Raw genomic sequence first — 24,323 nt, 5'->3', positions numbered from 1 at the left:
AATTAAGTTTATGAGCTTATCTTTTGCTTATTTAAATTATTGTAGAATATTTGCTTACTACAAATTTAGGATAGAAAATGTTTAAGAAATCAATAAAAGCTTATGAAAAAGCTTGTCAAGTAATCCCAGGTGGTGTTGATTCACCAGTTCGTGCTTTTAAAAGTGTTGGTGGAACACCTCCATTTATTAAAAAAGGGAAGGGCGCTTATTTATATGATGTTGATGGAAACAAATATGTAGATTTTGTACAAAGCTGGGGACCACTAATATTTGGTCATTGTGATAAAGATATTGAAAAAGTTGTAATAGAGACTGCAAAAATGGGTTTAAGTTTTGGTGCTCCAACTAATCTTGAGACAAAATTAGCTCGTGAGATTGTTGATATGTATGACAATATTGATAAAGTGAGATTTGTAAGCTCTGGAACAGAGGCTACTATGAGTGCAATTAGATTAGCACGAGGTGTTACAAATAAAAATGATATTATCAAATTTGAGGGTTGTTATCATGGGCACTCTGATTCTTTACTAGTACAAGCAGGAAGCGGAATGGCAACATTTGGAAGCCCAAGTAGTCCAGGAGTTCCAGCTGATTTAACAAAACATACACTTTTATGCGAATATAACAATATAGAGCAGTTAGAGAAGTGTTTTGAAGAGAGTAGTGATATTGCTTGTATTATAATTGAGCCAATTGCTGGAAACATGGGATTAGTTCCTGCAACAAATGAGTTTTTGGCTACTTGTAGAGAGCTTTGTGATAAACACGGTGCTTTATTGATTTTTGATGAGGTAATGAGTGGTTTTAGAGCTTCTTTAAAAGGTGCTAGTGGTATTTTAGATGTAAAAGCAGATATTTTAACTTTTGGAAAAGTAATTGGTGCTGGTATGCCTGTTGGTGCTTTTGCTGCATCAAAAGAGATTATGAGTCATCTTTCACCTGAAGGAAAAATTTATCAAGCTGGAACTTTAAGTGGAAATCCAGTTGCTATGGCAGCAGGACTTACTAGCCTTAGAAAATTAAAAGCAAATCCAAAAATTTATGAAGATTTAGAGAAAAAAGCGAAAAGATTAGTAAATGGATTTAAAAAAGTAGCTGATAGATATAATATTCCTTTACAAGTAAATACAAGAGGAAGTATGTTTGGATTCTTCTTTTGTGAAAACGAGCCAACAAATTTTAAAGAGGTAGGGCTTTGTAACTTTGAAAGATTTGCAAAATTTCATCAAGAGATGCTAAGAAGAGGTTTCTATTTTGCTTGTAGTCAATATGAAACTGGATTTATTTGTACAAAAATTACAAATAAAGAGATTGATTTGTGTATTCAAGCAGCAGATGAGATTATGAAAGAGTTTGTTTAATGGAAAATTTAAATAGTTTTAAAGGTGTAGAGTTAATAAAAAAAGCAAATATTTACTTTGATGGAAATGTTACAAGTAGAACTTTTATAGATATTGATGGAAGTAAAAAATCTCTTGGAATTATGATGCTTGGTGAGTATGTTTTTGGAACAGTAGAGGCTGAAAAAATGGAGATTATTGAAGGTGAAGTTGAGGTAAGATTAAAAGGTGAAGATAGTTTTAAAACATATAAATCTGGTAGCTCTTTTGATGTTGCTGCAAACTCAAGCTTTGAGATAAAAGTAAAAAAAATAACAGATTACTGTTGTTCATATATAAATTAGGAGCTTTATGAAAGATAATAATATAGAAGAGAAACCAAAACATAGAGATAAAATAGAGGCTTTGGATAATTTATCTTTAGGAATATCTATGGTTGTTGCTATTGTTTTTGGAGTTCTTATAGGAGTTGGATTAAAACATCTTACAGGTTATGCTTGGACTTTATGGCTTGGAGTTTTTTGGGGAGTCGCTGCAGCTGGATTAAATATATACAAAGCTTATAAAAGAGCTCAAAAAGTTTATGAGGGTATGGAAAACGATCCTAGATATTCTCATAGAGCAAAATATGGTGACAACTCACCTGATGATGAAGATAAATAGTAATATCTTAAACTTTGCAAAGGTTTTTATTTTTTTAAACCTTTGTTTAAGTGTTTATGCAATTTTATTTCAAAACACAATTTGGCTTTTAAATCTTCAAGTTGCATTTTTCTCTTCACTTTTTGTAACTATCGCTTCATTTTTATCTTATAGAAGAAATATCAAAAATAGATTATCAAATATTGATGATACAAATAGAGTCTCAGCAGATGATAGAGATAAAATTGATGAGATTGATGACCCTTATGATTTATATAGTGAATATGAAGAGGTTCCTGAATCTGAACTTACATCTGATAAAATAAAAGAGATAATTGAAGAAGAGAAGAAAAAAGTAAAACAAAATAGTATAAAAAATATAGTTTTTAGTGCAGGTGGTTTTGTATCTATTTATAGAGTTTTGGGATATGTATTTTTAATATTTGGATTTTTTGCACTAAATAATCACGGCTTTTTTACTCCACTAGCTTTTATTATTGGTTTAGGGCTTGTGCCTATAGGGGTTTTATTTAGTAAGGTTTTAAAAAAATAATGAAACTAATGTTTCTTTCTTTCATACTTTCTAGAAAAGTATGCAAAATCGGAACATGAGTTGCTTTTTTAGGGATTTTCTCAATAAATTTCTAAAAACTCAAAACTCACTTCGTTCAAACAGTTGAGTTTTTTTAACGAAATTTATCTCAAAAATCTTTTTCCTAAAAAAGTAAAAGTATGCATTCCCAAGCAGGAGCTTGGGAACGAGGCAAATTATATTATTATTTAATATAACCTCTTTCTAAATAATAATAGTAACTACTGCAAGCAGATCTAGAACCATTATGACAAGCTTCATTATATAAATTTATTGCTTTTTGAAAATCTCTAGGTACAACTTTTCCTGAATCATAGATGTTAGCCAAAAAATTTTGTGACCATACATTACCATTTAAAGAGGCTTTTTCATACCACTCTATGGCTTTTTCTATATTTTTTTCGATAGCATTATTACCGTAATAATACATATTTGCAATTCTTAATTGAATTTTATTATTTTTATAATTTAAATTCATATAATTATTAAAAGCTTTTAGATGCCAATATCCTGATGCTTCTTCATCTATTTTTCCAACAAACTGTCCACTATGATAAAAATTACCTAAACTTTCTTGTGCAGTTGGTTCTTCCTTAAGAGCTGCATTCTTATACCACTCTAAAGCTTTTTTTTCATCTCCAAGATTATGATAAGCTTTTGCTAGACCTATGTAAGCATCTAGGTCGCCTTGATTGGCAGCTTTTTCATAATAGTCTTTAGCTAATTTAAAATTTCCTTTTACTCCTAATCCATTAAAATAAATTTCTCCTAAGGTAAATTGAGCATTTTTATTACCATTTTCTGCGAACTCTTTAAAAATTTTAATAGCCTTATCATAATCCTTGTTAATGTAGGCTCTATAACCATCTCCTAAATCTTTGCCAAGTAGTACAACTGAAAGTATAGTAAATAAAATAAAATTTTTCATATTATTCCCCTTTTATTGACATAAATAGAATTTTATAATACATCTATATATATAAGCTTAAGTTATAAAAAAATATAAAATTTTTTTTTAAAGCGTATAGAAAAGTTACAAAAAAAGAGTAAGAGCTATTCTGCATACATAAAGCAGAGAGCTTTACTTCGTTCTCAAACTCTAGCTTGGGAATGGGTAAAAAAAGCTTTGGAGATATTGGATATAAATTATAATTATGTAAAGATTAGCTCTCTACATAATTTTTAAGATTTTTACCAACTTTTGGGTGTTTTAGTTTTTTAATAGCACTTGACTCAATTTGTCTAACTCTCTCTCTAGTTACATTTAACTCTTTTCCAATCTCTTCTAAAGTTCTATCACTAGCATCATCCATTAAACCAAATCTCATTCTAATAACTGCTTGTTCTCTTTCGTTTAATTGACCAAGAATTTGATCAATTTGTCCTTGTAAATCCTCTTTCATGATATTATCAATTGGAGTTGGAGCTTTTTCATCTGGTACAAAATCTCCAAATTTACCATCATCATCACTTCCAATAGGAGCTTCAAGTGAAACTGGCTCTTTTGTAATTTTAATTACCTGTTTTACTTTATCAACAGGTAATCCAACCTCTTTTGCAATCTCTTCAACATCTGGCTCTTTACCATTTTCTTGAATAGCTTTTCTAATAATTTTATTAATTCTATTTATAGTTTCAATCATATGAATAGGAATTCTAATGGTTCTTGCTTGATCTGCAATTGCTCTAGAGATTGCTTGTCTAATCCACCATGTTGCATAAGTTGAGAATTTATAACCTTTTTTATACTCAAACTTATCAACAGCTTTCATAAGACCAATATTTCCTTCTTGAATTAAATCCAAGAATGCTAAACCTCTATTTGTATATCTTTTTGCAATAGAAACAACAAGTCTAAGGTTTGATTTTGCCATTCTATCTTTTGAAGTATCTGTTATTCGTTTACCTCTTTTTATCTGCTCTAAAACTGCTTTTAACTCTTCAGGAGATAAATCAAATCCATCTTTTGATGCTTCAACTGTTTGGAAAAGTTTTTTAATCTCCATATAAGTAGAAACCATAGTAGCTTCAGGAACCATTGCAGTTATTTGTGCTTTTGATAAATTTACAATATTTTCTAAAATCTTTTGGTGATTTTTTTGTAAATTTTCATTAAATAGCGGAAGTTTATACTCCAATCTTTTTAACTCATTTTCAAAACCATCTTCGCTCTTTAGAGTTGTCTCCATAGCTTTTACTATTTCAGTAATTAGTTTTGAAGTTGGTCCTAAATCAAGTAAAGCCTCTTTTAATAATTTTTTTCTAAATGCAGTATTTAGATTAAAAGTCATCATATCAACTTCATCATCAGATTTTGCTGTCTCTTTTGCTTGAAATTTTAACCACTCTTTTTTCTGTTTTTCAAGATTTTTAAAAGCTTCTATGATTGTTTGAGCTCTTTTATCAAGTTTTTTCTGTTTTGCACCTGAAAGTTTCTTCTCTTCATCTTCAAACTCTTCATCTTCAAACTCTTCATCCTCAATCTCTTCGATCTCTTCACTCTCTTCTTCATTATCATCATCGAAGTTTTTAAATAGCTCTTTTACTTTTCTCTCTCTATTTACTAAAGGCTCTTTGTACTCTAAAATAAAATCAATTAAGTATGGAACATAACAAATAGCATCAAGGATAATATCCTCTCCCATCTCAATTTTTTTAGATATTTCAATCTCTTCATCTTTTGTTAAAAGTGGAATTTGTCCCATCTCTCTTAAGTACATTCTTACAGGTGAATCTGATCTTGACCACTCTAGTAAATCTTTGTTTTTTAGTAAGTCAAACTCATCATCTTCTGCTTCGATTAGTTTTTCTCTTTGTTCTCTTCTTTTTTTTGCCTCTTCATCATTTAAATGCTTTGCTTGTTCTTGAGAACTTAAAACTTTTACATTATATAGTTGAAGTAGTGCCAGAATTTTTTTAATTGTGGCTGCATTTGGTGTTTTAGGAAAGATTTTTATTAACTTTTCATAAGTTAAAGTAGAGTCTTTGTACTCTTTAATTAACTGCTCAATAGCTTTGTTTATGTCTTTTACGCTCATTTTTTGGGAAATCCTTCTTTTTAAATAGAATTTGTATTATACCCAAACTTTTTGAGCTTTTGGTTAAATCGGGTTTTATTTAAACAGATATTTTTATTTTCTTGGATAAAATAACCGTTTAACTAAAATTAGTGTTTAATATTTAAGGATAAATAATGAGTAAAATCACAGGTAAAGTATGGAATTTTGGTGCAAACATTGATACAGATGTTATTATTGCAGCACGATATTTAAATAGTTCAGATCCTGAGCATTTAGCAAAATATGTTATGGAGGATGCAGATCCTGATTTTCCAAAGAAGCTAAAAAAAGGTGATATTATAGTTGCAGGTGAAAATTTTGGTTGTGGTTCAAGTAGAGAACATGCTCCAATTGCTTTAAAAGCAGCAGGAGTTGCTGCTGTTGTTGCTCCTAGTTTTGCTAGAATTTTCTATAGAAATGCTTTTAATATGGGACTTCCAATTTTTGAACTGCCTGAGTCTTTAGAGATTAAAGAGGGTGAAGAGATTAGTATTGATTTAGATAATGGAGAGATTACAAATAATACAACTAAAAAAACTTATAAATTTACAGCGATTCCTCCATTTATGCAAGAGTTAATTGCAAGTGGTGGATTAATTAATTATGCAATAGATGAAATGAAGGCTAAATAATGAAAAATTACAATATCTCAATAATAAAAGGTGATGGAATAGGTCCTGAAATAGTTGATGAGGCTATTAAAGTTTTAAATGCAGTTGCGAAAAAATGTGATTTTACTCTAAGTTACAAAGAGTATTTAATGGGTGGAATTGCAATAGATACAACAGGTGTTCCTCTTCCAGAAGAGACAGTTCAAGGTGTGTTAAACTCTGATGCATGTCTATTTGGTGCAATTGGTGGAGAGAAATGGGATAGTTTACCAAGAGAATTAAGACCAGAAACAGGGCTTTTAAACTTTAGAGAAAAAATGGGTGTTTATGCAAATTTAAGACCAGCTATTGTTTATGATGAGCTTGTAAATGCTTCTACACTAAAAGCTGATGTTATAAAAGGTTGTGACATTATGGTAGTGCGTGAGCTTATTGGTGGAATATATTTTGGAAAACCAAGAGAGAATGATGGTTTTAAAGCATATAACACAATGGTATATACAAAACCTGAGATTATTAGAATTGGAAAAACTGCCTTTGAACTTGCAATGAAAAGAGATAAAAGAGTTTGTTCTGTTGATAAAGCAAATGTTTTAGAGGTTTCTCAACTTTGGAGAGATACTATGAATGAACTTTCACTTGAGTATCCAGAGGTTCAATTATCTCATATGTATGTTGATAATGCTGCAATGCAGTTAGTGCGAAATCCAAAACAGTTTGATGTTATTGTTACTGGAAATATTTTTGGAGATATTTTAAGTGATACAGCTTCTATGGTAGTTGGTTCAATTGGACTTTTACCATCTGCAAGCACAGGAGATAAAACAGCTATTTATGAACCAATTCATGGCTCAGCTCCAGATATTGCAGGACTTGGAATTGCAAATCCAATAGCTACAATATTAAGTGCTGCTATGATGTTAAAATATACATTAAATGAACAAAAAGCTAGCGATATAATAGAAAAAGCAATTAAAGATGCTTTAAAAGATGGATATAGAACAAAAGATTTAGCCTCTTTTGATGCAAAAGAGGTTTTAAATTGTGTTGCTATGGGTGATAAAATAGTTGAGTATATCAATAAATAAAGGTTATTAATGAGTGAAAAAAAGTATAGGCTTGTAACACGAAGTGATATGGATGGTTTAGTATGTGGAACACTTTTAAAGTATCTTGATATTATAGATGAGATTACATTTGTTCATCCAAAAGATATGCAAGATGGTTTAATAAACATTACAAATAGAGATATTACTACAAACCTACCATATGTTGAAGGAGTTCATTTAGCTTTTGATCACCACTACTCTGAAATTTTAAGAAATGAAAAAAGAGCCAACCATATAATAGATCCAGATGCACCAAGTGCTGCACAAGTTGTTTATGACTATTATGATGGTGATAATGTATTTCCTGGTTATTTTACAGGAATGATGATGGGCGCAAACAAAGCTGATAGTGCTGATTTTATGTATGAAGATATCGTAAGACCAAGAGCGTGGACACTTCTTAGCTTTTTAATGGATTCAAGAACTGGACTTGGAAGATTTAGAAATTTTAGAATTTCAAATTATCAGTTAATGATGGATCTAATTGATTACTGTTCAAGACACAATATTGACCAAATATTAGAGTTACCTGATGTAAAAGAGAGAGTTGATATATACTTTAAATATGAAGAGCAGTTTAAAGAGCAGTTAAAAAGATGTTCAACTGTACATGGTAATTTAGTTGTTATTCACTTAAAAGATGAAGAGGTTATCTATCCTGGAAATAGATTTATGATATATACACTATTTCCAGAACAAAATATATCTATTCACTCTTTTTATGCAAAAGATAGATCAAAATTAGTTTATAGCACAGGAAAATCTATCACAAATAGAACTTCAAAAACAAATATAGGTGAGCTTATGCTTAAATATGGTGGTGGTGGACATGCGAATGCTGGTGCTTGTCAAATACCAGTTGAAGAGTCTGAAGAAGTTTTAAAAGAGTTAATAGAAAAAATAAATCAAGATGGCTAAAAACTCTTTTTTAGCTCATCTATAAAGTTCTCAAAAGAGGGTAAAAATAGTTTTGCCTCTCTTTGTTTAACTCCCCACATAGGCTCTGGGAAAAAGCTATCATCTTTAAATCTTGCCATAATATGAAAATGGACATGAGGAACATAGTTTCCAAATGAGGCTATATTTATCTTATCAGGTTTGTAATAATTTATCATAGCTTTTTCAATAATATCTAAGTATTTCCAAATATCTTGTTTTATTTCGATACTACATTGTGAAAACTCTTTTATATTATCATTTGTAAATATTTTAAGCCAAGGTATTTCGCTTTTCTCTATTTGAATATTTATTAGACTATTTTTAAAAATTTCCATTATCTACCTTTTTGTGAAATTAAAACGAAGTATAGCATATTCAACAAATTTTAAGTAAGATTTAAATAAAATGCAATTTCGTTTTTTCAACCATAAAAGAAGTTTTTATAAAATTTGTTAAAACATAGCTGTTTTATAGAGAGTTGGAGATGCTTCTTTTAGCAGCACTCCTGTTGGAAAAATAGAAAACACAAATTAAAGAAGGATAAGACTTATGAAAGTAAGAGCTTCAGTAAAAAAAATGTGTGATAAATGTAAAGTTATCAAAAGAGATGGTATCGTAAGAGTAATCTGCGAAAACAAAAAACATAAACAAAGACAAGGATAAGACACATGGCAAGAATCGCGGGTGTTGATTTACCAAACAAAAAAAGAATGGAGTATGCTTTAACATACATCTTTGGAATTGGATTACATAATTCAAGATTAATTTTAGATGCAACTGGAATTGACTACAATAAAAGAGCTCATGAATTAACAGAAGATGAAGCAGCTTTAATTAGAAAAGAGATCCAAGAAAACTACATGGTAGAAGGGGATTTAAGAAAAAAAGTTGCAATGGACATTAAAGCTTTAATGGATTTAGGTTCATACAGAGGATTAAGACATAGAAAAGGTTTACCTTGTAGAGGGCAAAAGACTAAAACTAATGCTAGAACAAGAAAAGGTAAAAAGAAAACTATTAGTGCGGCAAGTAAATAAGGATAGATGATGGCAAAAAGAAAAGTTACTAGAAAAAAAGTTGTAAGAAAAAATATTGCTGACGGTATCATACATATTGCTGCAAGTTTCAACAACACTATGGTTACAGTTACAGACAAAGCTGGAAATGCAATTGCATGGTCAAGTGCTGGAAATCTAGGGTTTAAAGGTTCTAAAAAATCAACTCCATTTGCTGCTCAAGCTGCAGTTGAGGATGCTTTAACAAAAGCTATGGAACATGGAATTAAAAATGTAGGAATAAAAATTCAAGGACCTGGTTCTGGAAGAGATACAGCTGTTAAATCAGTTGGTTCAATGAATGGAATCAAAGTTGTTTGGTTTAAAGATGTTACACCATTACCACACAATGGTTGTAGACCTCCTAAAAGAAGAAGAGTGTAAGGAGTAAATAATGGCAAGATATAGAGGACCAGTAGAAAAAATCGAAAGAAGACTTGAAGCGGATCTAGGACTTAAAGGTGAGAGAAGACTTTCAGGTAAAAGTGCTTTAGAAAAAAGACCATTTGCTCCAGGACAACATGGACAAAGAAGATCTAAAATTTCTGAGTATGGTTTACAATTAAGAGAAAAACAAAAAGTTAAATTTATTTACGGTATTTCTGAAAAACAATTCAGCAACTACTTCAAAGAAGCAGTTAGAAGAGAAGGAAATACAGGAACAATTTTAATTACTTTAATTGAACAAAGATTAGATAATGTTGTTTATAGAATGGGATTTGCTACAACTAGAGCATTTGCTAGACAAATTACAACTCATGGACACGTTTTAGTTGATGGTAAAAAAGTTGATATTCCATCATATTTAGTAAAACCTGGACAAAAAATTGAGATTAAAGAGAAAACTAAAAATAATCCACAAGTACAAAGAGCTATCGAGCTTACAAATCAAACAGGAATGGTTGATTGGGTAAATGTAGATAAAGATAAAGTTTTTGGAATTTTCACAAGAATACCTGAGAGAGAAGAAGTAGTTATTCCTGTTGAAGAGAGATTAATAGTAGAGTTATATTCTAAATAAAAAATAAAAAGGTAGCCAATGAAAAAGTTTGCAGAAACTCCGTTTTTACCAACTGAAGTTGAGATTGAGGCTATTAGTGCAAATGAAGCAAAGATAACAGCATATCCATTTGAAGATGGATTTGCTATTACTTTAGCTCATCCGTTAAGAAGATTACTTTTAAGTTCATCTGTTGGTTATGCACCAATCGCTGTTAAAATTGAGGGTGTTACTCATGAGTTTGACTCATTAAGAGGAATGCTTGAGGATGTTGCTATGTTTGTTATAAATCTAAAAAATATTAGATTTAAAATAAATAGCGATAAAGATCAAGTATCTGTTGAATACTCTTTTAGTGGACCAAGAGATATTAAAGGTGAAGATTTAATCAATTCTGAAATTGATGTAGTATCAAACAACGAGCATTTAGCAACTATAAATAGTGATTGTAACTTAAACTTTACAGTTATTATTCAAAAAGGTATTGGATATATGCCATCTGAAGATATCAGAGATATCGTTGGACCAGATTTTATACCAATTGATGCATTTTTTACACCAGTAAAAAAAGTAGTTTATAATATTGAAAAAATGTTAGTTGAAGATAATCCTAACTTTGAAAAAGCAGTATTTAATGTAATTACAAATGGACAAATTAGTCCTGTAAATGCATTTAAAGAAGCAGTTAGCGTTATGTACTCACAAATGTCAGTATTTAATAAAGTTTTTGATTTATCTGAAGTTTCTATTTCTGAAACATCTGAAGATAGTTCAGAAATTAAAGATTTAATAGTTAAAATTGAAGACTTAAATTTAAGTGCAAGAAGTTTTAACTCTCTTGATAGATCAGGAATTAAATACTTAGGTGAGTTAGTTCTTATGAGTGAAGTGGAAGTAAAAAGTATAAAAAATCTTGGAACAAAATCTTATGAAGAGATAGCTATGAAGCTTGAATCTTTAGGTTATCCAGTTGAAAATACACTTCCAGAAAATATTGCTTCTTCTTTAAGAAGAAAATTAGAGCAATTAAAAGCATAATAAAGGTTTAATATGAGACATAAGCACGGATATAGAAAGTTAAATAGAACTTCTGCTCATAGAAAAGCATTGCTAAAAAATTTAGCAATTGCTATTATTGAGAGAGAAAAAATCGAAACAACTGTTCCAAAAGCAAAAGAGCTAAAAAGATATATTGAGAAATTAGTAACAACTGCAAGAAATGCTGATTTAAATACACACAGAACTGTATTTGCTGCATTACAATGTAAAGAGGCTACTAAAAAGTTAATTAACGAAATAGCTCCTAAATATGAGGGAAGAAACGGTGGATATACATCTATTGTTAAAACAAGAATTAGAAAAGGTGATGCTACACCAATGGCATTTATCTCTTTCATCTAAATTTTAAATAAAAAGAGATTTTTCTCTTTTTATTTCTTAAAAACTACTACAAAAACTACCTACACTTTTTTTAAACTTTTTTTTGATATAATCAGCCTTTTATAAAAGAACCTACAAATATTAGGAGAATTGATATATGACTCTAAAAGAAGCACTAAGTTTAAATAGTGAAGAGATTAAAAAACTTAAAGATGATTTAAAACATAAGATAAAAAATAGCAAAATTGGTGCTTATATTGAGCAATTAGAAAATATTGAATTAAATGAGAGCGGTTGCGGAATTCCAATAGCAATTAAAAACAATATAAATGTTAAAGGTTGGGAACTAAGTTGCTCTAGTAAAATTTTAAAAAATTATATAGCTCCTTTTAATGCAACTGTAATAGAAAAATTAGAAAAAGCTGGATTTAGTCCATTTGGTCTAACAAATATGGATGAGTTTGCTATGGGAAGTTCAACTGAATCTTCTTGTCATGGTAAAACATTAAATCCAATAGATAATAGTAGAATTCCAGGTGGAAGTAGTGGTGGAAGTGCTGCTGCTGTTGCAGAAGGTAGTGCTATTGCAGCACTTGGAACTGATACGGGTGGAAGTATTAGACAACCAGCTGCTTATTGTGGTGTTGTTGGAATGAAACCAACTTATGGAAGAGTAAGTAGATATGGAATAGCTGCATACTCATCTTCACTTGATCAATGTGGAGTTATCACTCAAAATGTTGAAGATGCTGCAATATTATATGATGCAATAGCTGGATATGATGAAAAAGACTCTACAAGTGCAAATATTGATTATGAAAAAATTACTCCAAATTTAAATTCAAACAAAAAATTTACAATTGCTGTTATTGATAACTATATTGAAAATGCGAGTAGTGAGATTAAAGAAGCATTTAATAAAACAGTAAAACTTTTAGAAGAGCAAGGTCATAAGATAGTTCATACAAATATGCTTGACTCAGATAAAATAATTTCAACTTACTATATTATCTCTGCTGCAGAAGCAAGTGCAAACTTAGCAAGATTTGATGGTGTTAGATATGGATTTAGAGCAGCTAGTTCAAGCTTAAAAGATATGTATGTTAATACAAAAACTGAAGGTTTTGGATATGAGGTTAAAAAAAGAGTTATGGTTGGATCTTTTGTTTTAAGTTCAGGATACTATGATGCTTATTATATAAAAGCACAAAAAGTTAGAAGTCTTATCAAAAAAGAGTTTGATAATATTTTTGCAAGTGCTGATTTAATATTAAGTCCAGTTGCTCCAACAACTGCTCCAAAGTTTGGTTCATATAAAAGTGCCCTAGATATGTATTTAGCAGATTTATATACTATTAGTGTGAATTTAGCAGGACTTCCAGCTATTAGTTTGCCTGTAGGAAAAGATAGTGAAAACTTACCAATTGGGCTTCAACTAATTGCAAATAGTTTTCAAGAACAAACTTTGTTTGATGGTGCTTTATCTATGGAAAAAGCTGTAAATTTTAAAAAATAATTGAATAGGATTTAAAGATGAAAATAAGAAAAAGAGCTTTAACGTTTGAAGATGTGTTGTTAGTACCTGCTAAATCTGAAGTATTACCAAAAGAGGTTTGTATTAAAACTAAACTTACAAGAAAAATAGAGCTGAATATTCCATTTGTAAGTGCTGCAATGGATACAGTTACAGAGTATCAAGCTGCTATTGCAATGGCAAGACTTGGTGGAATTGGAATAATTCATAAAAATATGGATATTGAATCACAAGTTTTACAGTGCCAAAAGGTTAAAAAATCAGAATCTGGAATGATTATTGATCCAATTACAATAAAACCAGAACAGACTTTACAAGATGCTGAAGATATTATGGCAAACTATAAAATCTCTGGAGTTCCTGTTGTTGATGATAATGGTATTTTAGTTGGAATTTTAACAAACAGAGATATGAGATTTACAAAAGATTATAGATTTAAAGTTTATGAAAAAATGACAAAAATGCCACTTGTTACAGCAGTAGAAGGAACAACATTAGAACAAGCTGCTGAAGTTATGCACCAAAATAAAATTGAGAAACTTCCAATTGTAAATAAAGATAATAAATTAATTGGTCTTATTACAATTAAAGATATTAATAAAAAAATTGAGTATCCAAATGCTTGTAAAGATGAGTTTGGAAGACTTAGAGTTGGTGCTGCTATTGGTGTAAATCAGCTTGATCGAGCTAGAGCATTAGTTGCTGTTGGAGTTGATGTTTTAGTTTTAGACTCTGCTCACGGACACTCAAAAGGTATTTTAGATACAGTTAAAGCTATTAAAGCAGAGCTTGATGTTGAGTTAATTGCTGGAAATGTAGCAACAGCTGAAGCAACTAGAGATTTAATTGCTGCTGGTGCTGATGGTGTTAAAGTTGGAATTGGACCTGGAAGTATTTGTACAACTAGAATTGTTGCAGGAGTTGGTGTTCCACAAATGAGTGCTATTGATGAGTGTGCTATTGAGGCTAAGAAAACTGGAACTCCTATAATTGCAGATGGTGGAATTAGATACTCAGGAGATGTTGCAAAAGCTTTAGCAGTAGGTGCAAGTTCTGTTATGATGGGAAGTGCACTAGCTGGAACTGATGAGTGTCCAGGTGAAGTTATTTTATACCAAGGAAGAAAGTTTAAATCTTATAGAGGTATGGGAAGTATTGGTGCTATGACAAAAGGAAGTACAGATAGATATTTCCAAGAGGGAACTGCTGCTGATAAACTTGTACCTGAGGGAATTGAAGGAAAAGTTGCATATAGAGGAAGTATTGCTGATATTATTCACCAAATGGTTGGTGGACTTAGAAGTTCAATGGGATATTTAGGTGCAAAAGATATATCTATTTTCCAACAAACAGCTGAATTTGTAGAGATTACAAGTGCTGGATTAAAAGAGTCTCATGTGCATGATGTAACAATTACAAATGAGGCACCAAACTATCATGTATAATTAAAATGTAATAGAGAAATCTATTACATTTACTCTTCAAGCATTAAAACTTCAATCTTATTCTCATCAAAATCTTCAAACTCTATTTTTGAATCTTTTAAAGTTTTTGTAGTTTTTGCTCCAAGTTTTTTTAGGTTTTCAACTCTAGTTAAAATATTACCACTCCCTTCACTAAGCTGTTTTGTAGCAGTTTCGTAGCTATTATTTAAAGCTTTTATTTGATTTCCTATTTTATTGAAGCTATCTGTATAATTAACCATTTTATCATATAACTTTCCAGCCTCATCAAATAGTTTACTAGCCAAAGTTGAAGATTGTTCGCTTTGCCAATATAGGTATATAGTTCGCAAAGATACGGTTAAAGTAGAGGGATTTACTATTGCTATATGTTTTTTTAGAGCATACTCATACAAAGTTGGATCTTTTTGAACTGCAAGTGAAAATGCACCTTCAATTGGTACAAACATAAATACATATTGAAGTGTTCCAATTTTATAGTGAGCATAATCTTTTGAATCAAGATTATCTATATGGTTTTTAAAAGAGCTTACAATATTGTTTAAGCTAATTGCTCTTTGCTCATCACTTTGCGCTCTTATGTACTCTTCATAATCATTTAATGAAACTTTTGAGTCAATTATCATAGATCTATTTTGTGGAAGCTTTATAATAACATCTGGTCTTTTTGTATCACCATGATCATCTTTATAACTTTGTTGAGTAAAATAGTGAATATTTTTTAAAAGTCCTGAATACTCTAAAACACTCTCTAAAATCATCTCTCCCCAACTTCCTTGAGTCTGTTTTTTACCTTTTAATGCTTTTGTTAAATTTTCTGCCTCTTGAGAAATATTAAGTCCAGCTTTTGTAAGTATCTCTATCTCTTTTGATAATTCAGCAAATTTCTTTGTACTATTTTCTTGAGACTCTTCAACTCTTTTTTGAAAAGAGTCAATATTCTCTTTGAATGGTTTTAAAATATTATCAAGACCTTTTAGTGAAGTTTCATCAAATTTTTTTAGCTTATTATCTAAATTATTTTGCATAATCTCATTTAATTTTAGCTCTAATTTTTTGCCTTGCTCCTCTAAATCATCTTTTAATTTTTGGTTATTCTCTTTTTGAAAATTTATATTTGCATCTAAAGATGAGTTTTCAATTTTAAGTTTAATATTTTGCTCTTCTAAATTTTCAATATTTTTTAATAACTCTTGCTCATTTTTTAAAAAATCATCAACTTTTTTTGAAAAAAACTCAAGATTTTGGCTCAATTTTGCAAGTTCTATATCTTTTTGAGATATTTTTGATTTTAGAGTAAATAAAAATATAAGAGATATTAAAAAGAGAGAAAAAAATAGTATTGTTAAAATATCAATATTTTCTATCATAAAATTAAATCTCCAAGTTCAGTACTTCTTACTTTATCAATTGAAAAAGATTCATTTGCAAGATTTCTTACAGTTGTATCTTTATATAAACTTACAACCTTATGAATAGTTTTAAACTCATCTTTTGAAAATAGCTCTTCACTAAAATCCTCTTCAAATTTTGAGAAGTTAAGCTCTTTGTAACCATTTTTTTCAACAATATCAATCTCTAAAAAATCTAAAAGTTCTTGAATAAAATAGACTCTCTCATCCTCTTCATCAAGATCAACTTCATCTATAATTAACTCAAAAATCTCACTAAGATTTTTTGCTTTAACGCCTCTTTTATCTTTTATAAACTCTTCATTTACAATTTTTTGATTAAAAAAATCAAGATGATTTTTTTCCATAAAAAATAGCATCAACTCTACTTTTTTGTTATTTAAACCTTTTACTTGCTTATGTAGCATATATAAAATTATATTTGCTACTTTTGTCATATCTACCATATTAAATCCTTAGTTCCCATAGTTTTGCATTAAAATATCTCTATACTCATTTAACTTTTTCATCTTCTCATCATCTTGCCCATTTAAATCAGGATGATAAACTTTTGCCAACTCTTTGTATCTTCTTTTTATATCCTCTTTAGAAGGAGTAGATGAAAAGCCAAAAAACTCTTTTGCCTCTTGTAATTTTGAACTTTGAGTATAAAAGCTTCCTTGAAAATTTTGATTGTTGAAGTTTTTAAAGCTTCTAAAGTCAAAATTTTCATAATCTTTATTTGTAAAACTCTCAAATTTAAACTCAAACTGCTGTGCTCTTTTTCTAAGCTCTCTTTTTAAAAAATATATGATTAAAATAAAAGATAGAACAACTCCACCAATAACTGCTAAAAAGACTCCAAAATTTGTGAAAATAAGATATAAAATCCCAAAAATTATTGCATATTTAACTAGTGTTGCTAAAAAATTCATATAAAAAATACCTTTGTTAAAAATTTTGTCATTATACAATAAGTTGATTAATCATAATATTTGTGTACAATATTGCCTTTTAAAGGATTTTTATGAGTTATGAAGATTTTATAAAAGCAGTTGAGATATTTGGAATAATCTCAACAATGAGTAAAAAAGATATAAAAAAAAGATACTTAAAGCTTTCAAAAAAGTATCATCCAGATGTTGAGGGTGGAAGTAATGAGAAGTTTATAGAGCTAAAAAAAGCTTATGATATTTTGCAAGAGTATATGGAAAATTATAGTTACTCTTTTGAAATTGATGATTTTAAAAAGCAGTTTCCATCATTTACAAACTATAAAAACTGGGTTAAGTAGGAGATTTATGAAAAAAATATTATTGATTTTAGCTCTTGTTATTTCAAGTTTTGCGCAAGAAAAATATAGTGAAACGCAAATAAAACAGATGATTGCAAAGATGGTTATCCTTGGATTTACAGATACAAAAATAACTAAAAATAGTCAAATTTACAAAGATGTAGAGTTTGGTTTGGGTGGAGTTATATTGTTTGATAAAGATCCAAATGATAAAACAAAAGCAAAAAATATAGAAAATTTAGAGCAGTTAAGAGTTTTAAATCAAACTCTACAAAATATAAGTGATAGAAAATTACTCATTTCAATTGATCAAGAGGGTGGAAGAGTTCAAAGATTAAAAGCTGATATTGGTTTTAACGAAACTTTAGATGCAAATGAAGTTTCAAAAAAAGGTGAAAGTTTTGCAAAAGATAGTTACAAAGCTATGGCAAAAGGTTTAAGTGATGTTGGTATTAATTTAAACTTTGCTCCTGTTGTTGATTTAGCTATAAATAAAAACAATAGTGTTATATATAAACTTGGAAGAAGTTACTCAAAAGATGCAAAAGAGATTACAAAATATGCCTCTATTTTTGTAGATGAGTTAAAAAAAGAGGGTGTTCTTGCCACTTTAAAACACTTTCCAGGGCATGGTTCATCTTTGGCTGATTCTCATTTGGGATTTGTTGATATCTCAAATACTTGGAGTGAAGTTGAGCTGGAACCTTATAAATATTTTATAAAAAACAACAAGGTTGATTTAATAATGACAGCCCATGTTTATAATGAAAATTTAGATAAAAACTATCCAGCAACACTATCACACAATATAAATACAAAACTTTTAAGAGATAAACTAAATTATAAAGGGGTTTTAATAACTGATGATTTACAAATGAGTGCTATTAGTAAACATTATGATTTAAAACAGACTTTAACACTTTCTATTAATAGTGGGGTAAATCTGCTTCTTTTTGCAAATCAGTTAGCAAAACCAATAACATTAAAAGAGATTGTAGATACAACTTATAGTGAAGTTTTAAATAAAAATATAAAATTAGAAAATATTATTGAATCAAATAAAAAAATTGATGCGTTATTGAAGAAATTGTGATATAATCTCACAATTTCGGCATACTTCGGTCTATGCCTGACTTCGTTTATGTAGATTTTCTACAACTCAATTAAACTCAAATTATTCAACCTAGATCGTAACTTAAGCTAATCACTTTTGTAGGTTCATAAAACAAAGGTAATTATGTCATTTTTAAATTTAGGATTATGCGCGCAAATTCTTCGTGCAGTAGAAGAAGAGGGCTATACAACAGCAACTCCTATTCAAACAGAGGCGATTCCAGTTATATTGTCAAAAAAAGATGTTTTAGCAGCTGCTCAAACAGGAACTGGAAAAACAGCTGGTTTTACACTTCCACTATTGGAATTGTTAAATAAAAACTATTCAAAAGATAGAAAAAGTTCCGTAAAAGCACTTATTTTAACTCCAACAAGAGAGTTAGCAACACAAGTAGCTCAAAGTGTTGAAGTTTATGGAAAATATCTTCCATTTAAATCAGCTGTTATTTTTGGAGGAGTTGGAATAAATCCCCAAAAAGCAATCTTAAAAATGGGTGTTGATATTGTCACTGCAACTCCTGGAAGATTGCTTGATTTGGTTTTTCAAGGTTGTTTAGATTTATCAAAAGTAGAGTTTTTGGTTTTAGATGAAGCTGATAGAATGCTTGATATGGGATTTATTCATGATATTAAAAAGATATTATCAATTTTGCCAAAACATAGACAAAATCTACTTTTTTCGGCTACTTTTTCAGATGATATTAAAAAATTAGCAGATGGTTTACTAAAAACTCCAGTTTTAATAGAGGTTTCAAAAGCAAATAGCACTTCACACAAAGTTGAACAAACTGTTCATCATGTTGATAAAGAGAGAAAAAAAGAGCTTTTAATTCATCTTTTAAATAAAAATAGCTGGAGACAAGTTTTAGTTTTCACAAGAACAAAACATGGTGCAAATAAACTAAGTGAAGCTTTAATAAAAGATAAAATAACTTCAGCTGCAATTCATGGAAATAAATCTCAAGGTGCAAGAACAAAAGCTTTGGATGATTTTAAAGCTGGAAGCGTAAGAGTTTTGGTAGCAACTGATATAGCTGCAAGGGGAATTGATATTGATCAACTTCCACATGTAATAAATTTTGAGTTACCAAATGTTCCTGAAGATTATGTTCATAGAATTGGAAGAACAGGAAGAGCTGGAAATAGTGGAGATGCTATATCTTTGGTTTGTATTGATGAGCATGATTATTTGTTTGGAATTGAGAAGTTAATTAAACAAAAGATAAATAAAATAGCAATCGAAGGATTTAAAGTAAATCCAAATATAAAAGCAGAACCTATTTCAAATGGTAGAAATAGAGCAACACAAAGCAAAGCTTCTAAAACAGAAGATAAAACTTCTAATTCAAAAAGAACTTTTGGTAGAAATAGAAGAGTAAGTTCAAGTTTAAAAAGTAAATAGACTCAAATTTTAAGTAAGATATTTGAAAATATCTTACTTTCTTCATAAAATTAATATTCAATTCATAGCCATATAGATATACTTTTTTCTTTAAAAATATTGTAAAAATAGAAAGAATTTATATATGAAAAAATTAAAACTACAAAATCTTGATTGTGCAAATTGTGCTTTAAAAATAGAGAAAACTTTAAATAATATGCCACAACTATCAAATGTAAGGCTTAATTTTTCAACTTCAACTTTAACATTTGAACAAAATACAAACAAAGATTTAACTTTTATAATAGAAAAAGAGATTCAAAAGATAGAAAAAGAAGTTTTTATAGTAAAGCAAGAGAGTAAAAAGAAAAAAACATTTTGGCAAAATTTGGACAAAAAGCTTTTAATTATTACTTTAATATCACTCTTTTTAACTTATATATCTTATAACTATATAGAAAATATACAATTACAAATAACAGTTTTTGTTATAGCTTATATGATTGTTGCGTGGGATGTTTTATATAAGGCATTTAAAAATATTATTGTTGGTAAAGTTTTTGATGAGTATTTTTTAATGTCAATTGCAACAATTGGAGCTATTGCTCTTTTTGATTTTGTTGAGGCAATTGCTGTTATGATTTTTTATCAAGTTGGTGAGATGTTTCAAAGAGTTGCTGTAAGTAATTCAAGAGATAGTATAAATGCACTTATAGATATAAAACCAGAATTTGCATTTGTAAAAGAGGGTGAAAGTGTTGTTCAAAAAACTCCCCAAGAGTTAAAGCTAGATGATGTTATTTTAGTAAAAGTAGGCGAGAAAGTTCCAGTTGATGCTATTTTGCTTGAAAACTCTTGCTCTTTTGATACAAGTGCAATAACAGGTGAGTTTAAACCAAAAACTCTAAAAGAGAAAGAAGAGGTTTTAAGTGGATATATAAATGTTTCAAATGCTGTTTATTTAAAAGTAAAATCACTTTACAAAGACTCAACAATTGCAAAGGTAATTGAGTTAATTGAAAATGCAAGTTTAAAAAAGGCAAATGCTGAAAAATTTATTACAAAATTTGCTTCAGTTTATACTCCAATAGTTGTTCTGTTGGCTTTGTTTTTAGCATTTTTACCACCACTTTTTATCCAAAATGCTTCTTATGCTGACTGGATTGAAAGAGCTTTGGTATTTTTAGTAATCTCTTGTCCTTGTGCTTTGCTTGTGTCTGTTCCTCTATCATATTTTAGTGCTATTGGAGCTGTTTCAAAAAAAGGTGTACTAGTAAAAGGTGCAAACTATATAGAAAAATTAACTGAAATAGAGAATTTCGTTTTTGATAAAACAGGAACTTTGACAAAAGGGGTTTTTGAAGTTACAAAAATAGAAGCTTTTAATATGAGTAAAGATGAGCTTCTAAGAGTTGTTGCAATAGTTGAGAGCTTTTCAAATCATCCAATAGCAAAAGCAGTTGTAAAAGAGTGCAAAGAGGAGTTAAACCTAAAAGAGCTTAGTTTTAGCGAAGAGTTTAGTGGTTTAGGTATAAAAGCTATTGTAAATGGAAAAGAGATTTTAGTAGGAAACAAAAAACTTCTTGAAAAATTTGGTGTAGAAATTTCACAAAATCTAAATGATAGTTTAAATATTGTTTATGTATCAATAGACTCAAAATTTGCTGGATATATTGTTGTAAGTGATGTTATAAAATCTGAAGCAAAAGAGTTTTTAAAAGAGTTAAAAAAACTAAATATTTTAAAAACTTATATGCTAACAGGCGATAAAAAAGAACAAGCTTTAGAAGTTGCAAAAAATATAGGAATAGATGAAGTAAGATATGAACTTTTACCACAAGATAAACTAAAAATTTATGAAAATATAAAAAAAGATACAAACAAAACAACAGCTTTTGTAGGAGATGGAATAAATGATTCCCCAACACTTGCAAATGCAGATATTGGCTTTGCAATGGGTGGAATAGGAAGTGATTTGGCTATAAAATCTGCTGATGTTATAGTTTTAAATGATAATTTGAATTCAATAATTGATGCAATAAAAATAGCTAAAAAAACAAAAGTGATTGTATATCAAAATATTATATTTATTATGCTTGTAAAAATTGGTTTTTTATTTTTAGGTGCAGGTGCAGTTATTGGTATGCAAGAGGCGATTTTTGCAGATGTTGGAGTAGCTTTAATAGCTATATTTAACTCTATGAGAATTTTAAAAGATATTAAAAAATAGGAAAATTTAAATCAAAATATAGAAGATAAAAGTTTAATTGAAGTTTGAAAAATACTATTTCAAAAACTCTTTGAAATAGTGCTTTATAGCTGTTTTTATATCTGTTTGTTTGATTTTCTCTTTTCTTAAACTCTTGATTCTTAAAATAAAAATATATCTCTCTATTAGGTTTAAATCTTGAATTTTTTGATAAATGCTTAATACAAATTCACTATTCTCTTTTAACTCTTTTGCAGTTTGTTCTATATAAATTGTGTGTAATTTTTCAATCTCATTTACAAAGTTTTCCAAACTAAGATTTAAAATAAACAAAATATCATCTTCACTAAAAGTGCTTTTTATAGTTTTTGAATATTTTTCTAAAACAATATTTATATCTCTTAAATCATCATTTTGTCCATCTGAATTTAAAAGTAAACTATAAAGATTTGGTTTTGTAGTTTTCCAGTTGTGCAGGGTTGTTCTTGTTACTTCATACTTTTCTAATACATCTTTTACTTTTAACATTCAACTATTTCCTAAAATATTTTTTAGCATTGTAAATGTTTCATTATTAGACAAAAAAACAATATTTATAAAATATTTATCCATTTATTAAACAATAATATATTAAAATCTAGACTTTTAAAAAATATCCAATAAATGAACATAAAATAAATATATTTTTACTATTGTGTTCTATTATTAAACATTAGGGGAAACAAAATTGCTATTTAACTCATATGAATTTATATTTGCATTTTTACCAATAACATTTTTTATCTATTTTTACTTAAATAGTAAAAGATTAACAGTTGCTTCAAAAGGTTTTTTGGTATTTGCTAGTCTGTTTTTTTACTCTTGGTGGAATATTGCATATCTGCCTTTGATTTTAGTAAGTATGTTGTTTAACTATATAGTTGGAAATAGCTTAGCAAAAGCTAGTTTTGAGAATAAAAAAGGATTAAACAAATCTTTTTCAAAAAAATCAATTCTAATATTTGGAATAGCTGCAAATCTATCTTTGCTTGGATACTTTAAATATGCAGATTTTTTTATTGCAAATTTTAATTTAGTAAGCTCTTCAAATGTTGAGTTGCTTCATCTTCTTTTACCTTTGGCAATTTCGTTTTTTACATTTCAACAAATAGCTTATTTAGTTGATTCTTATAGAGGTGAAACAAAAGAGTATGACTTTTTAAACTATGCTTTGTTTGTAACTTTTTTTCCACAACTAATTGCTGGTCCAATTGTGCATCATAAAGAGATGATGCCACAATTTGCAAGTAAGTGGAATATGGTAAAGAAATATAAAAATATAGCTCTTGGTCTTTTTATATTCTCTATTGGATTGTTTAAAAAAGTAGTTATTGCAGATACATTTGCCGTTTGGGCAACAGCTGGGTTTGATAGTGCAACAACACTAAATCTAATAGAAGCTTGGGCTACAAGTCTAAGTTATACTTTTCAACTATACTTTGATTTTAGTGGTTATACAGATATGGCAATAGGAATAGCACTAATGTTTAATATAAAACTTCCAATCAACTTTAACTCTCCATACAAAGCTTTAAATATACAAGATTTTTGGAGAAGATGGCATATAACTCTTTCAAGATTTTTAAGAGATTATGTTTATATACCTTTGGGTGGAAATAAAAAAGGAAGTTTTAGAACATACTCAAATCTTTTAGCAACATTTGTAATAGGAGGACTATGGCATGGAGCTGGATGGACTTTTATCTTCTGGGGATTTCTTCACGGAATGGCATTGGTAATTCATAGAGCTTGGAGTAATCTTGGATTTAAAATGTGGAGTTGGCTATCTTGGTTTATTACTTTTAACTTTGTAAATATAGCATGGATATTTTTTAGAGCTAAAGAGTGGGAAGATGCTATTAAGGTTTTAAAGGGGATGTTTGGGTTTAGTGGTTTACAGTTGCATCCAATTTTTGCTAGTAAATTGGCATTTTTGGAAAAATATGAAGTGATTTTTCATCCATTTGACACAATACATTTGCCATTGGCTGAAACACTATGGTTTATTTTTGCATTTATTTTAGTTCTATTTTTCAAAAATAGTATGGAAAAAAGAGATAGTTTTAAACCAAACTATAAACTAGCTTTTTTAACAGCATTTTGCTTTATTTTTGCAGTCTTATCTCTAAATAAAGTATCTGAATTTTTATATTTCAATTTTTAAAGGTGAGT

General features: G+C 29.0%; 27 protein-coding genes. 20 read left to right on the top strand and 7 right to left on the bottom strand.

Features of this window, described 5'->3' with window-relative positions; genetic code table 11:
- Positions 1–77: 77 nt before the first annotated feature.
- The 4 genes from hemL to CRU94_RS00175 are packed head-to-tail and all read left to right on the top strand — an operon-like array spanning position 78 to position 2,535.
- Positions 78–1,361 carry a glutamate-1-semialdehyde 2,1-aminomutase gene (gene hemL, locus CRU94_RS00190; protein WP_129104833.1) on the top strand — a complete coding sequence of 428 codons (1,284 nt, stop codon included), beginning with the start codon at positions 78–80 and terminating at the stop codon, positions 1,359–1,361.
- The gene (ppnP, locus tag CRU94_RS00185; protein WP_129104832.1) at positions 1,361–1,684 is read left to right on the top strand and encodes a pyrimidine/purine nucleoside phosphorylase; all 324 of its coding nucleotides are present in this window, start codon (positions 1,361–1,363) and stop codon (positions 1,682–1,684) included. The genes hemL and ppnP overlap by 1 nt, the downstream gene beginning before the upstream one ends.
- Positions 1,685–1,691: 7 nt before the next feature.
- The gene (locus CRU94_RS00180; protein WP_129104831.1) at positions 1,692–2,003 is read left to right on the top strand and encodes an AtpZ/AtpI family protein; all 312 of its coding nucleotides are present in this window, start codon (positions 1,692–1,694) and stop codon (positions 2,001–2,003) included.
- On the top strand, positions 1,987–2,535 hold the full coding sequence (locus CRU94_RS00175; protein ID WP_129104830.1) for a hypothetical protein: 549 nt from the start codon (positions 1,987–1,989) through the stop codon (positions 2,533–2,535). Before CRU94_RS00180 ends, CRU94_RS00175 begins: the two co-directional genes overlap by 17 nt.
- A 223-nt stretch (positions 2,536–2,758) precedes the next feature.
- On the opposite strand, the gene CRU94_RS00170 is transcribed toward CRU94_RS00175, so the two are convergent.
- Both CRU94_RS00170 and rpoD read right to left on the bottom strand, forming a co-directional pair.
- Positions 2,759–3,502, bottom strand: a complete 744-nt coding sequence (locus CRU94_RS00170; RefSeq protein ID WP_129104829.1) for a tetratricopeptide repeat protein — start codon at positions 3,500–3,502, stop codon at positions 2,759–2,761.
- Between the two features lie 235 nt (positions 3,503–3,737).
- Complete coding sequence (gene rpoD, locus CRU94_RS00165; RefSeq protein WP_129104828.1) at positions 3,738–5,612, bottom strand: RNA polymerase sigma factor RpoD; 1,875 nt, start codon at positions 5,610–5,612, stop codon at positions 3,738–3,740.
- 155 nt (positions 5,613–5,767) lie between these two features.
- Between rpoD and CRU94_RS00160 the strand changes: the two genes are divergently transcribed.
- The 3 genes from CRU94_RS00160 to CRU94_RS00150 are packed head-to-tail and all read left to right on the top strand — an operon-like array spanning position 5,768 to position 8,271.
- Positions 5,768–6,265: a 3-isopropylmalate dehydratase small subunit gene (locus tag CRU94_RS00160; protein WP_129104827.1), complete on the top strand. Its 498-nt coding sequence runs from the start codon at positions 5,768–5,770 to the stop codon at positions 6,263–6,265.
- Positions 6,265–7,332, top strand: coding sequence for a 3-isopropylmalate dehydrogenase (gene leuB, locus CRU94_RS00155; protein ID WP_129104826.1), 1,068 nt, complete (start codon positions 6,265–6,267; stop codon positions 7,330–7,332). The genes CRU94_RS00160 and leuB overlap by 1 nt, the downstream gene beginning before the upstream one ends.
- 9 nt (positions 7,333–7,341) lie before the next feature.
- Positions 7,342–8,271, top strand: coding sequence for a DHHA1 domain-containing protein (locus CRU94_RS00150; protein ID WP_129104825.1), 930 nt, complete (start codon positions 7,342–7,344; stop codon positions 8,269–8,271).
- Here the strand turns inward: CRU94_RS00150 and CRU94_RS00145 are convergent.
- Entirely contained in the window at positions 8,268–8,627 is a 360-nt protein-coding gene (locus tag CRU94_RS00145; protein ID WP_129104824.1) for an HIT family protein, read from the bottom strand. The genes CRU94_RS00150 and CRU94_RS00145 overlap by 4 nt on opposite strands.
- Positions 8,628–8,841: 214 nt before the next feature.
- On the opposite strand from CRU94_RS00145, the gene rpmJ reads away from it, so the two are divergent.
- The 8 genes from rpmJ to guaB all read left to right on the top strand — a co-directional run bounded on the left by rpmJ (position 8,842) and on the right by guaB (position 14,706).
- Complete coding sequence (gene rpmJ, locus CRU94_RS00140; protein ID WP_066161561.1) at positions 8,842–8,955, top strand: 50S ribosomal protein L36; 114 nt, start codon at positions 8,842–8,844, stop codon at positions 8,953–8,955.
- 5 nt (positions 8,956–8,960) lie between these two features.
- Positions 8,961–9,329 carry a 30S ribosomal protein S13 gene (rpsM, locus tag CRU94_RS00135; RefSeq protein ID WP_066161559.1) on the top strand — a complete coding sequence of 123 codons (369 nt, stop codon included), beginning with the start codon at positions 8,961–8,963 and terminating at the stop codon, positions 9,327–9,329.
- Between the two features lie 9 nt (positions 9,330–9,338).
- Positions 9,339–9,731 carry a 30S ribosomal protein S11 gene (gene rpsK, locus CRU94_RS00130; RefSeq protein ID WP_066161557.1) on the top strand — a complete coding sequence of 131 codons (393 nt, stop codon included), beginning with the start codon at positions 9,339–9,341 and terminating at the stop codon, positions 9,729–9,731.
- Positions 9,732–9,741: 10 nt separating this feature from the next.
- Positions 9,742–10,368: a 30S ribosomal protein S4 gene (rpsD, locus tag CRU94_RS00125; RefSeq protein WP_066161555.1), complete on the top strand. Its 627-nt coding sequence runs from the start codon at positions 9,742–9,744 to the stop codon at positions 10,366–10,368.
- 18 nt (positions 10,369–10,386) lie between these two features.
- Positions 10,387–11,385 (top strand): DNA-directed RNA polymerase subunit alpha, encoded by a 999-nt coding sequence (locus tag CRU94_RS00120; RefSeq protein ID WP_129104823.1) that lies wholly within the window; start codon positions 10,387–10,389, stop codon positions 11,383–11,385.
- Positions 11,386–11,397: 12 nt separating this feature from the next.
- Complete coding sequence (gene rplQ / locus CRU94_RS00115; protein ID WP_066161551.1) at positions 11,398–11,748, top strand: 50S ribosomal protein L17; 351 nt, start codon at positions 11,398–11,400, stop codon at positions 11,746–11,748.
- 136 nt (positions 11,749–11,884) lie between these two features.
- Positions 11,885–13,243 (top strand): Asp-tRNA(Asn)/Glu-tRNA(Gln) amidotransferase subunit GatA, encoded by a 1,359-nt coding sequence (gatA, locus tag CRU94_RS00110; protein WP_129104822.1) that lies wholly within the window; start codon positions 11,885–11,887, stop codon positions 13,241–13,243.
- A 17-nt stretch (positions 13,244–13,260) separates the two neighbouring features.
- A complete protein-coding gene (gene guaB, locus CRU94_RS00105; protein ID WP_129104821.1) occupies positions 13,261–14,706 on the top strand; it encodes an IMP dehydrogenase in 1,446 nt (481 codons plus the stop codon).
- Positions 14,707–14,735: 29 nt separating this feature from the next.
- Here guaB and rmuC read toward each other — a convergent pair whose 3' ends face one another.
- The 3 genes from rmuC to CRU94_RS00090 are packed head-to-tail and all read right to left on the bottom strand — an operon-like array spanning position 14,736 to position 17,050.
- A complete protein-coding gene (gene rmuC, locus CRU94_RS00100; protein ID WP_129104820.1) occupies positions 14,736–16,094 on the bottom strand; it encodes a DNA recombination protein RmuC in 1,359 nt (452 codons plus the stop codon).
- Positions 16,091–16,582, bottom strand: a complete 492-nt coding sequence (locus CRU94_RS00095) for a type II toxin-antitoxin system antitoxin SocA domain-containing protein (protein WP_129104819.1) — start codon at positions 16,580–16,582, stop codon at positions 16,091–16,093. Before CRU94_RS00095 ends, rmuC begins: the two co-directional genes overlap by 4 nt.
- Positions 16,583–16,591: 9 nt before the next feature.
- Complete coding sequence (locus CRU94_RS00090; RefSeq protein ID WP_129104818.1) at positions 16,592–17,050, bottom strand: J domain-containing protein; 459 nt, start codon at positions 17,048–17,050, stop codon at positions 16,592–16,594.
- A 92-nt stretch (positions 17,051–17,142) separates the two neighbouring features.
- Here CRU94_RS00090 and CRU94_RS00085 point away from each other — a divergent pair, with 92 nt between their 5' ends.
- The 4 genes from CRU94_RS00085 to CRU94_RS00070 all read left to right on the top strand — a co-directional run bounded on the left by CRU94_RS00085 (position 17,143) and on the right by CRU94_RS00070 (position 22,133).
- Positions 17,143–17,409 carry a DnaJ domain-containing protein gene (locus tag CRU94_RS00085; protein ID WP_129104817.1) on the top strand — a complete coding sequence of 89 codons (267 nt, stop codon included), beginning with the start codon at positions 17,143–17,145 and terminating at the stop codon, positions 17,407–17,409.
- 7 nt (positions 17,410–17,416) lie between these two features.
- A complete protein-coding gene (locus tag CRU94_RS00080; RefSeq protein WP_129104816.1) occupies positions 17,417–18,502 on the top strand; it encodes a glycoside hydrolase family 3 N-terminal domain-containing protein in 1,086 nt (361 codons plus the stop codon).
- Positions 18,503–18,646: 144 nt separating this feature from the next.
- A complete protein-coding gene (locus CRU94_RS00075) occupies positions 18,647–19,924 on the top strand; it encodes a DEAD/DEAH box helicase (RefSeq protein ID WP_129104815.1) in 1,278 nt (425 codons plus the stop codon).
- A 124-nt stretch (positions 19,925–20,048) separates the two neighbouring features.
- Positions 20,049–22,133, top strand: coding sequence for a heavy metal translocating P-type ATPase (locus tag CRU94_RS00070; protein WP_129104814.1), 2,085 nt, complete (start codon positions 20,049–20,051; stop codon positions 22,131–22,133).
- 54 nt (positions 22,134–22,187) lie between these two features.
- Here the strand turns inward: CRU94_RS00070 and CRU94_RS00065 are convergent, their stop codons facing one another.
- Positions 22,188–22,640 (bottom strand): hypothetical protein, encoded by a 453-nt coding sequence (locus CRU94_RS00065; RefSeq protein WP_129104813.1) that lies wholly within the window; start codon positions 22,638–22,640, stop codon positions 22,188–22,190.
- 199 nt (positions 22,641–22,839) lie between these two features.
- On the opposite strand from CRU94_RS00065, the gene CRU94_RS00060 reads away from it, so the two are divergent.
- Positions 22,840–24,315 carry an MBOAT family O-acyltransferase gene (locus tag CRU94_RS00060; RefSeq protein ID WP_129104812.1) on the top strand — a complete coding sequence of 492 codons (1,476 nt, stop codon included), beginning with the start codon at positions 22,840–22,842 and terminating at the stop codon, positions 24,313–24,315.
- Positions 24,316–24,323 lie beyond the last annotated feature (8 nt).

It is taken from the genome of Arcobacter sp. AHV-9/2010 (genome assembly GCF_004116575.1).
Taxonomy (GTDB): domain Bacteria; phylum Campylobacterota; class Campylobacteria; order Campylobacterales; family Arcobacteraceae; genus Aliarcobacter; species Aliarcobacter skirrowii.
Note: the sequence above shows the minus strand (reverse complement) of the source record. Positions and strands in the feature narration are given on the sequence as shown.

Bases quoted from the DNA above. Each gene is read 5' to 3' on its own strand.
- guaB (WP_129104821.1), top strand. From the start codon at position 13,261: ATGAAAATAAGAAAAAGAGCTTTAACGTTTGAAGATGTGTTGTTAGTA.
- rpsK (WP_066161557.1), top strand. From the start codon at position 9,339: ATGGCAAAAAGAAAAGTTACTAGAAAAAAAGTTGTAAGAAAAAATATT.
- CRU94_RS00065 (WP_129104813.1), bottom strand. From the start codon at position 22,640: ATGTTAAAAGTAAAAGATGTATTAGAAAAGTATGAAGTAACAAGAACA.
- ppnP (WP_129104832.1), top strand. From the start codon at position 1,361: ATGGAAAATTTAAATAGTTTTAAAGGTGTAGAGTTAATAAAAAAAGCA.
- CRU94_RS00070 (WP_129104814.1), top strand. From the start codon at position 20,049: ATGAAAAAATTAAAACTACAAAATCTTGATTGTGCAAATTGTGCTTTA.
- rmuC (WP_129104820.1), bottom strand. From the start codon at position 16,094: ATGATAGAAAATATTGATATTTTAACAATACTATTTTTTTCTCTCTTT.
- CRU94_RS00145 (WP_129104824.1), bottom strand. From the start codon at position 8,627: ATGGAAATTTTTAAAAATAGTCTAATAAATATTCAAATAGAGAAAAGC.
- CRU94_RS00090 (WP_129104818.1), bottom strand. From the start codon at position 17,050: ATGAATTTTTTAGCAACACTAGTTAAATATGCAATAATTTTTGGGATT.
- rpsM (WP_066161559.1), top strand. From the start codon at position 8,961: ATGGCAAGAATCGCGGGTGTTGATTTACCAAACAAAAAAAGAATGGAG.
- CRU94_RS00160 (WP_129104827.1), top strand. From the start codon at position 5,768: ATGAGTAAAATCACAGGTAAAGTATGGAATTTTGGTGCAAACATTGAT.
- leuB (WP_129104826.1), top strand. From the start codon at position 6,265: ATGAAAAATTACAATATCTCAATAATAAAAGGTGATGGAATAGGTCCT.
- CRU94_RS00095 (WP_129104819.1), bottom strand. From the start codon at position 16,582: ATGGTAGATATGACAAAAGTAGCAAATATAATTTTATATATGCTACAT.
- CRU94_RS00080 (WP_129104816.1), top strand. From the start codon at position 17,417: ATGAAAAAAATATTATTGATTTTAGCTCTTGTTATTTCAAGTTTTGCG.
- rpsD (WP_066161555.1), top strand. From the start codon at position 9,742: ATGGCAAGATATAGAGGACCAGTAGAAAAAATCGAAAGAAGACTTGAA.
- rpoD (WP_129104828.1), bottom strand. From the start codon at position 5,612: ATGAGCGTAAAAGACATAAACAAAGCTATTGAGCAGTTAATTAAAGAG.
- CRU94_RS00075 (WP_129104815.1), top strand. From the start codon at position 18,647: ATGTCATTTTTAAATTTAGGATTATGCGCGCAAATTCTTCGTGCAGTA.
- rpmJ (WP_066161561.1), top strand. From the start codon at position 8,842: ATGAAAGTAAGAGCTTCAGTAAAAAAAATGTGTGATAAATGTAAAGTT.
- CRU94_RS00120 (WP_129104823.1), top strand. From the start codon at position 10,387: ATGAAAAAGTTTGCAGAAACTCCGTTTTTACCAACTGAAGTTGAGATT.
- hemL (WP_129104833.1), top strand. From the start codon at position 78: ATGTTTAAGAAATCAATAAAAGCTTATGAAAAAGCTTGTCAAGTAATC.
- CRU94_RS00170 (WP_129104829.1), bottom strand. From the start codon at position 3,502: ATGAAAAATTTTATTTTATTTACTATACTTTCAGTTGTACTACTTGGC.
- CRU94_RS00180 (WP_129104831.1), top strand. From the start codon at position 1,692: ATGAAAGATAATAATATAGAAGAGAAACCAAAACATAGAGATAAAATA.
- CRU94_RS00150 (WP_129104825.1), top strand. From the start codon at position 7,342: ATGAGTGAAAAAAAGTATAGGCTTGTAACACGAAGTGATATGGATGGT.
- CRU94_RS00175 (WP_129104830.1), top strand. From the start codon at position 1,987: ATGATGAAGATAAATAGTAATATCTTAAACTTTGCAAAGGTTTTTATT.
- CRU94_RS00085 (WP_129104817.1), top strand. From the start codon at position 17,143: ATGAGTTATGAAGATTTTATAAAAGCAGTTGAGATATTTGGAATAATC.
- gatA (WP_129104822.1), top strand. From the start codon at position 11,885: ATGACTCTAAAAGAAGCACTAAGTTTAAATAGTGAAGAGATTAAAAAA.
- rplQ (WP_066161551.1), top strand. From the start codon at position 11,398: ATGAGACATAAGCACGGATATAGAAAGTTAAATAGAACTTCTGCTCAT.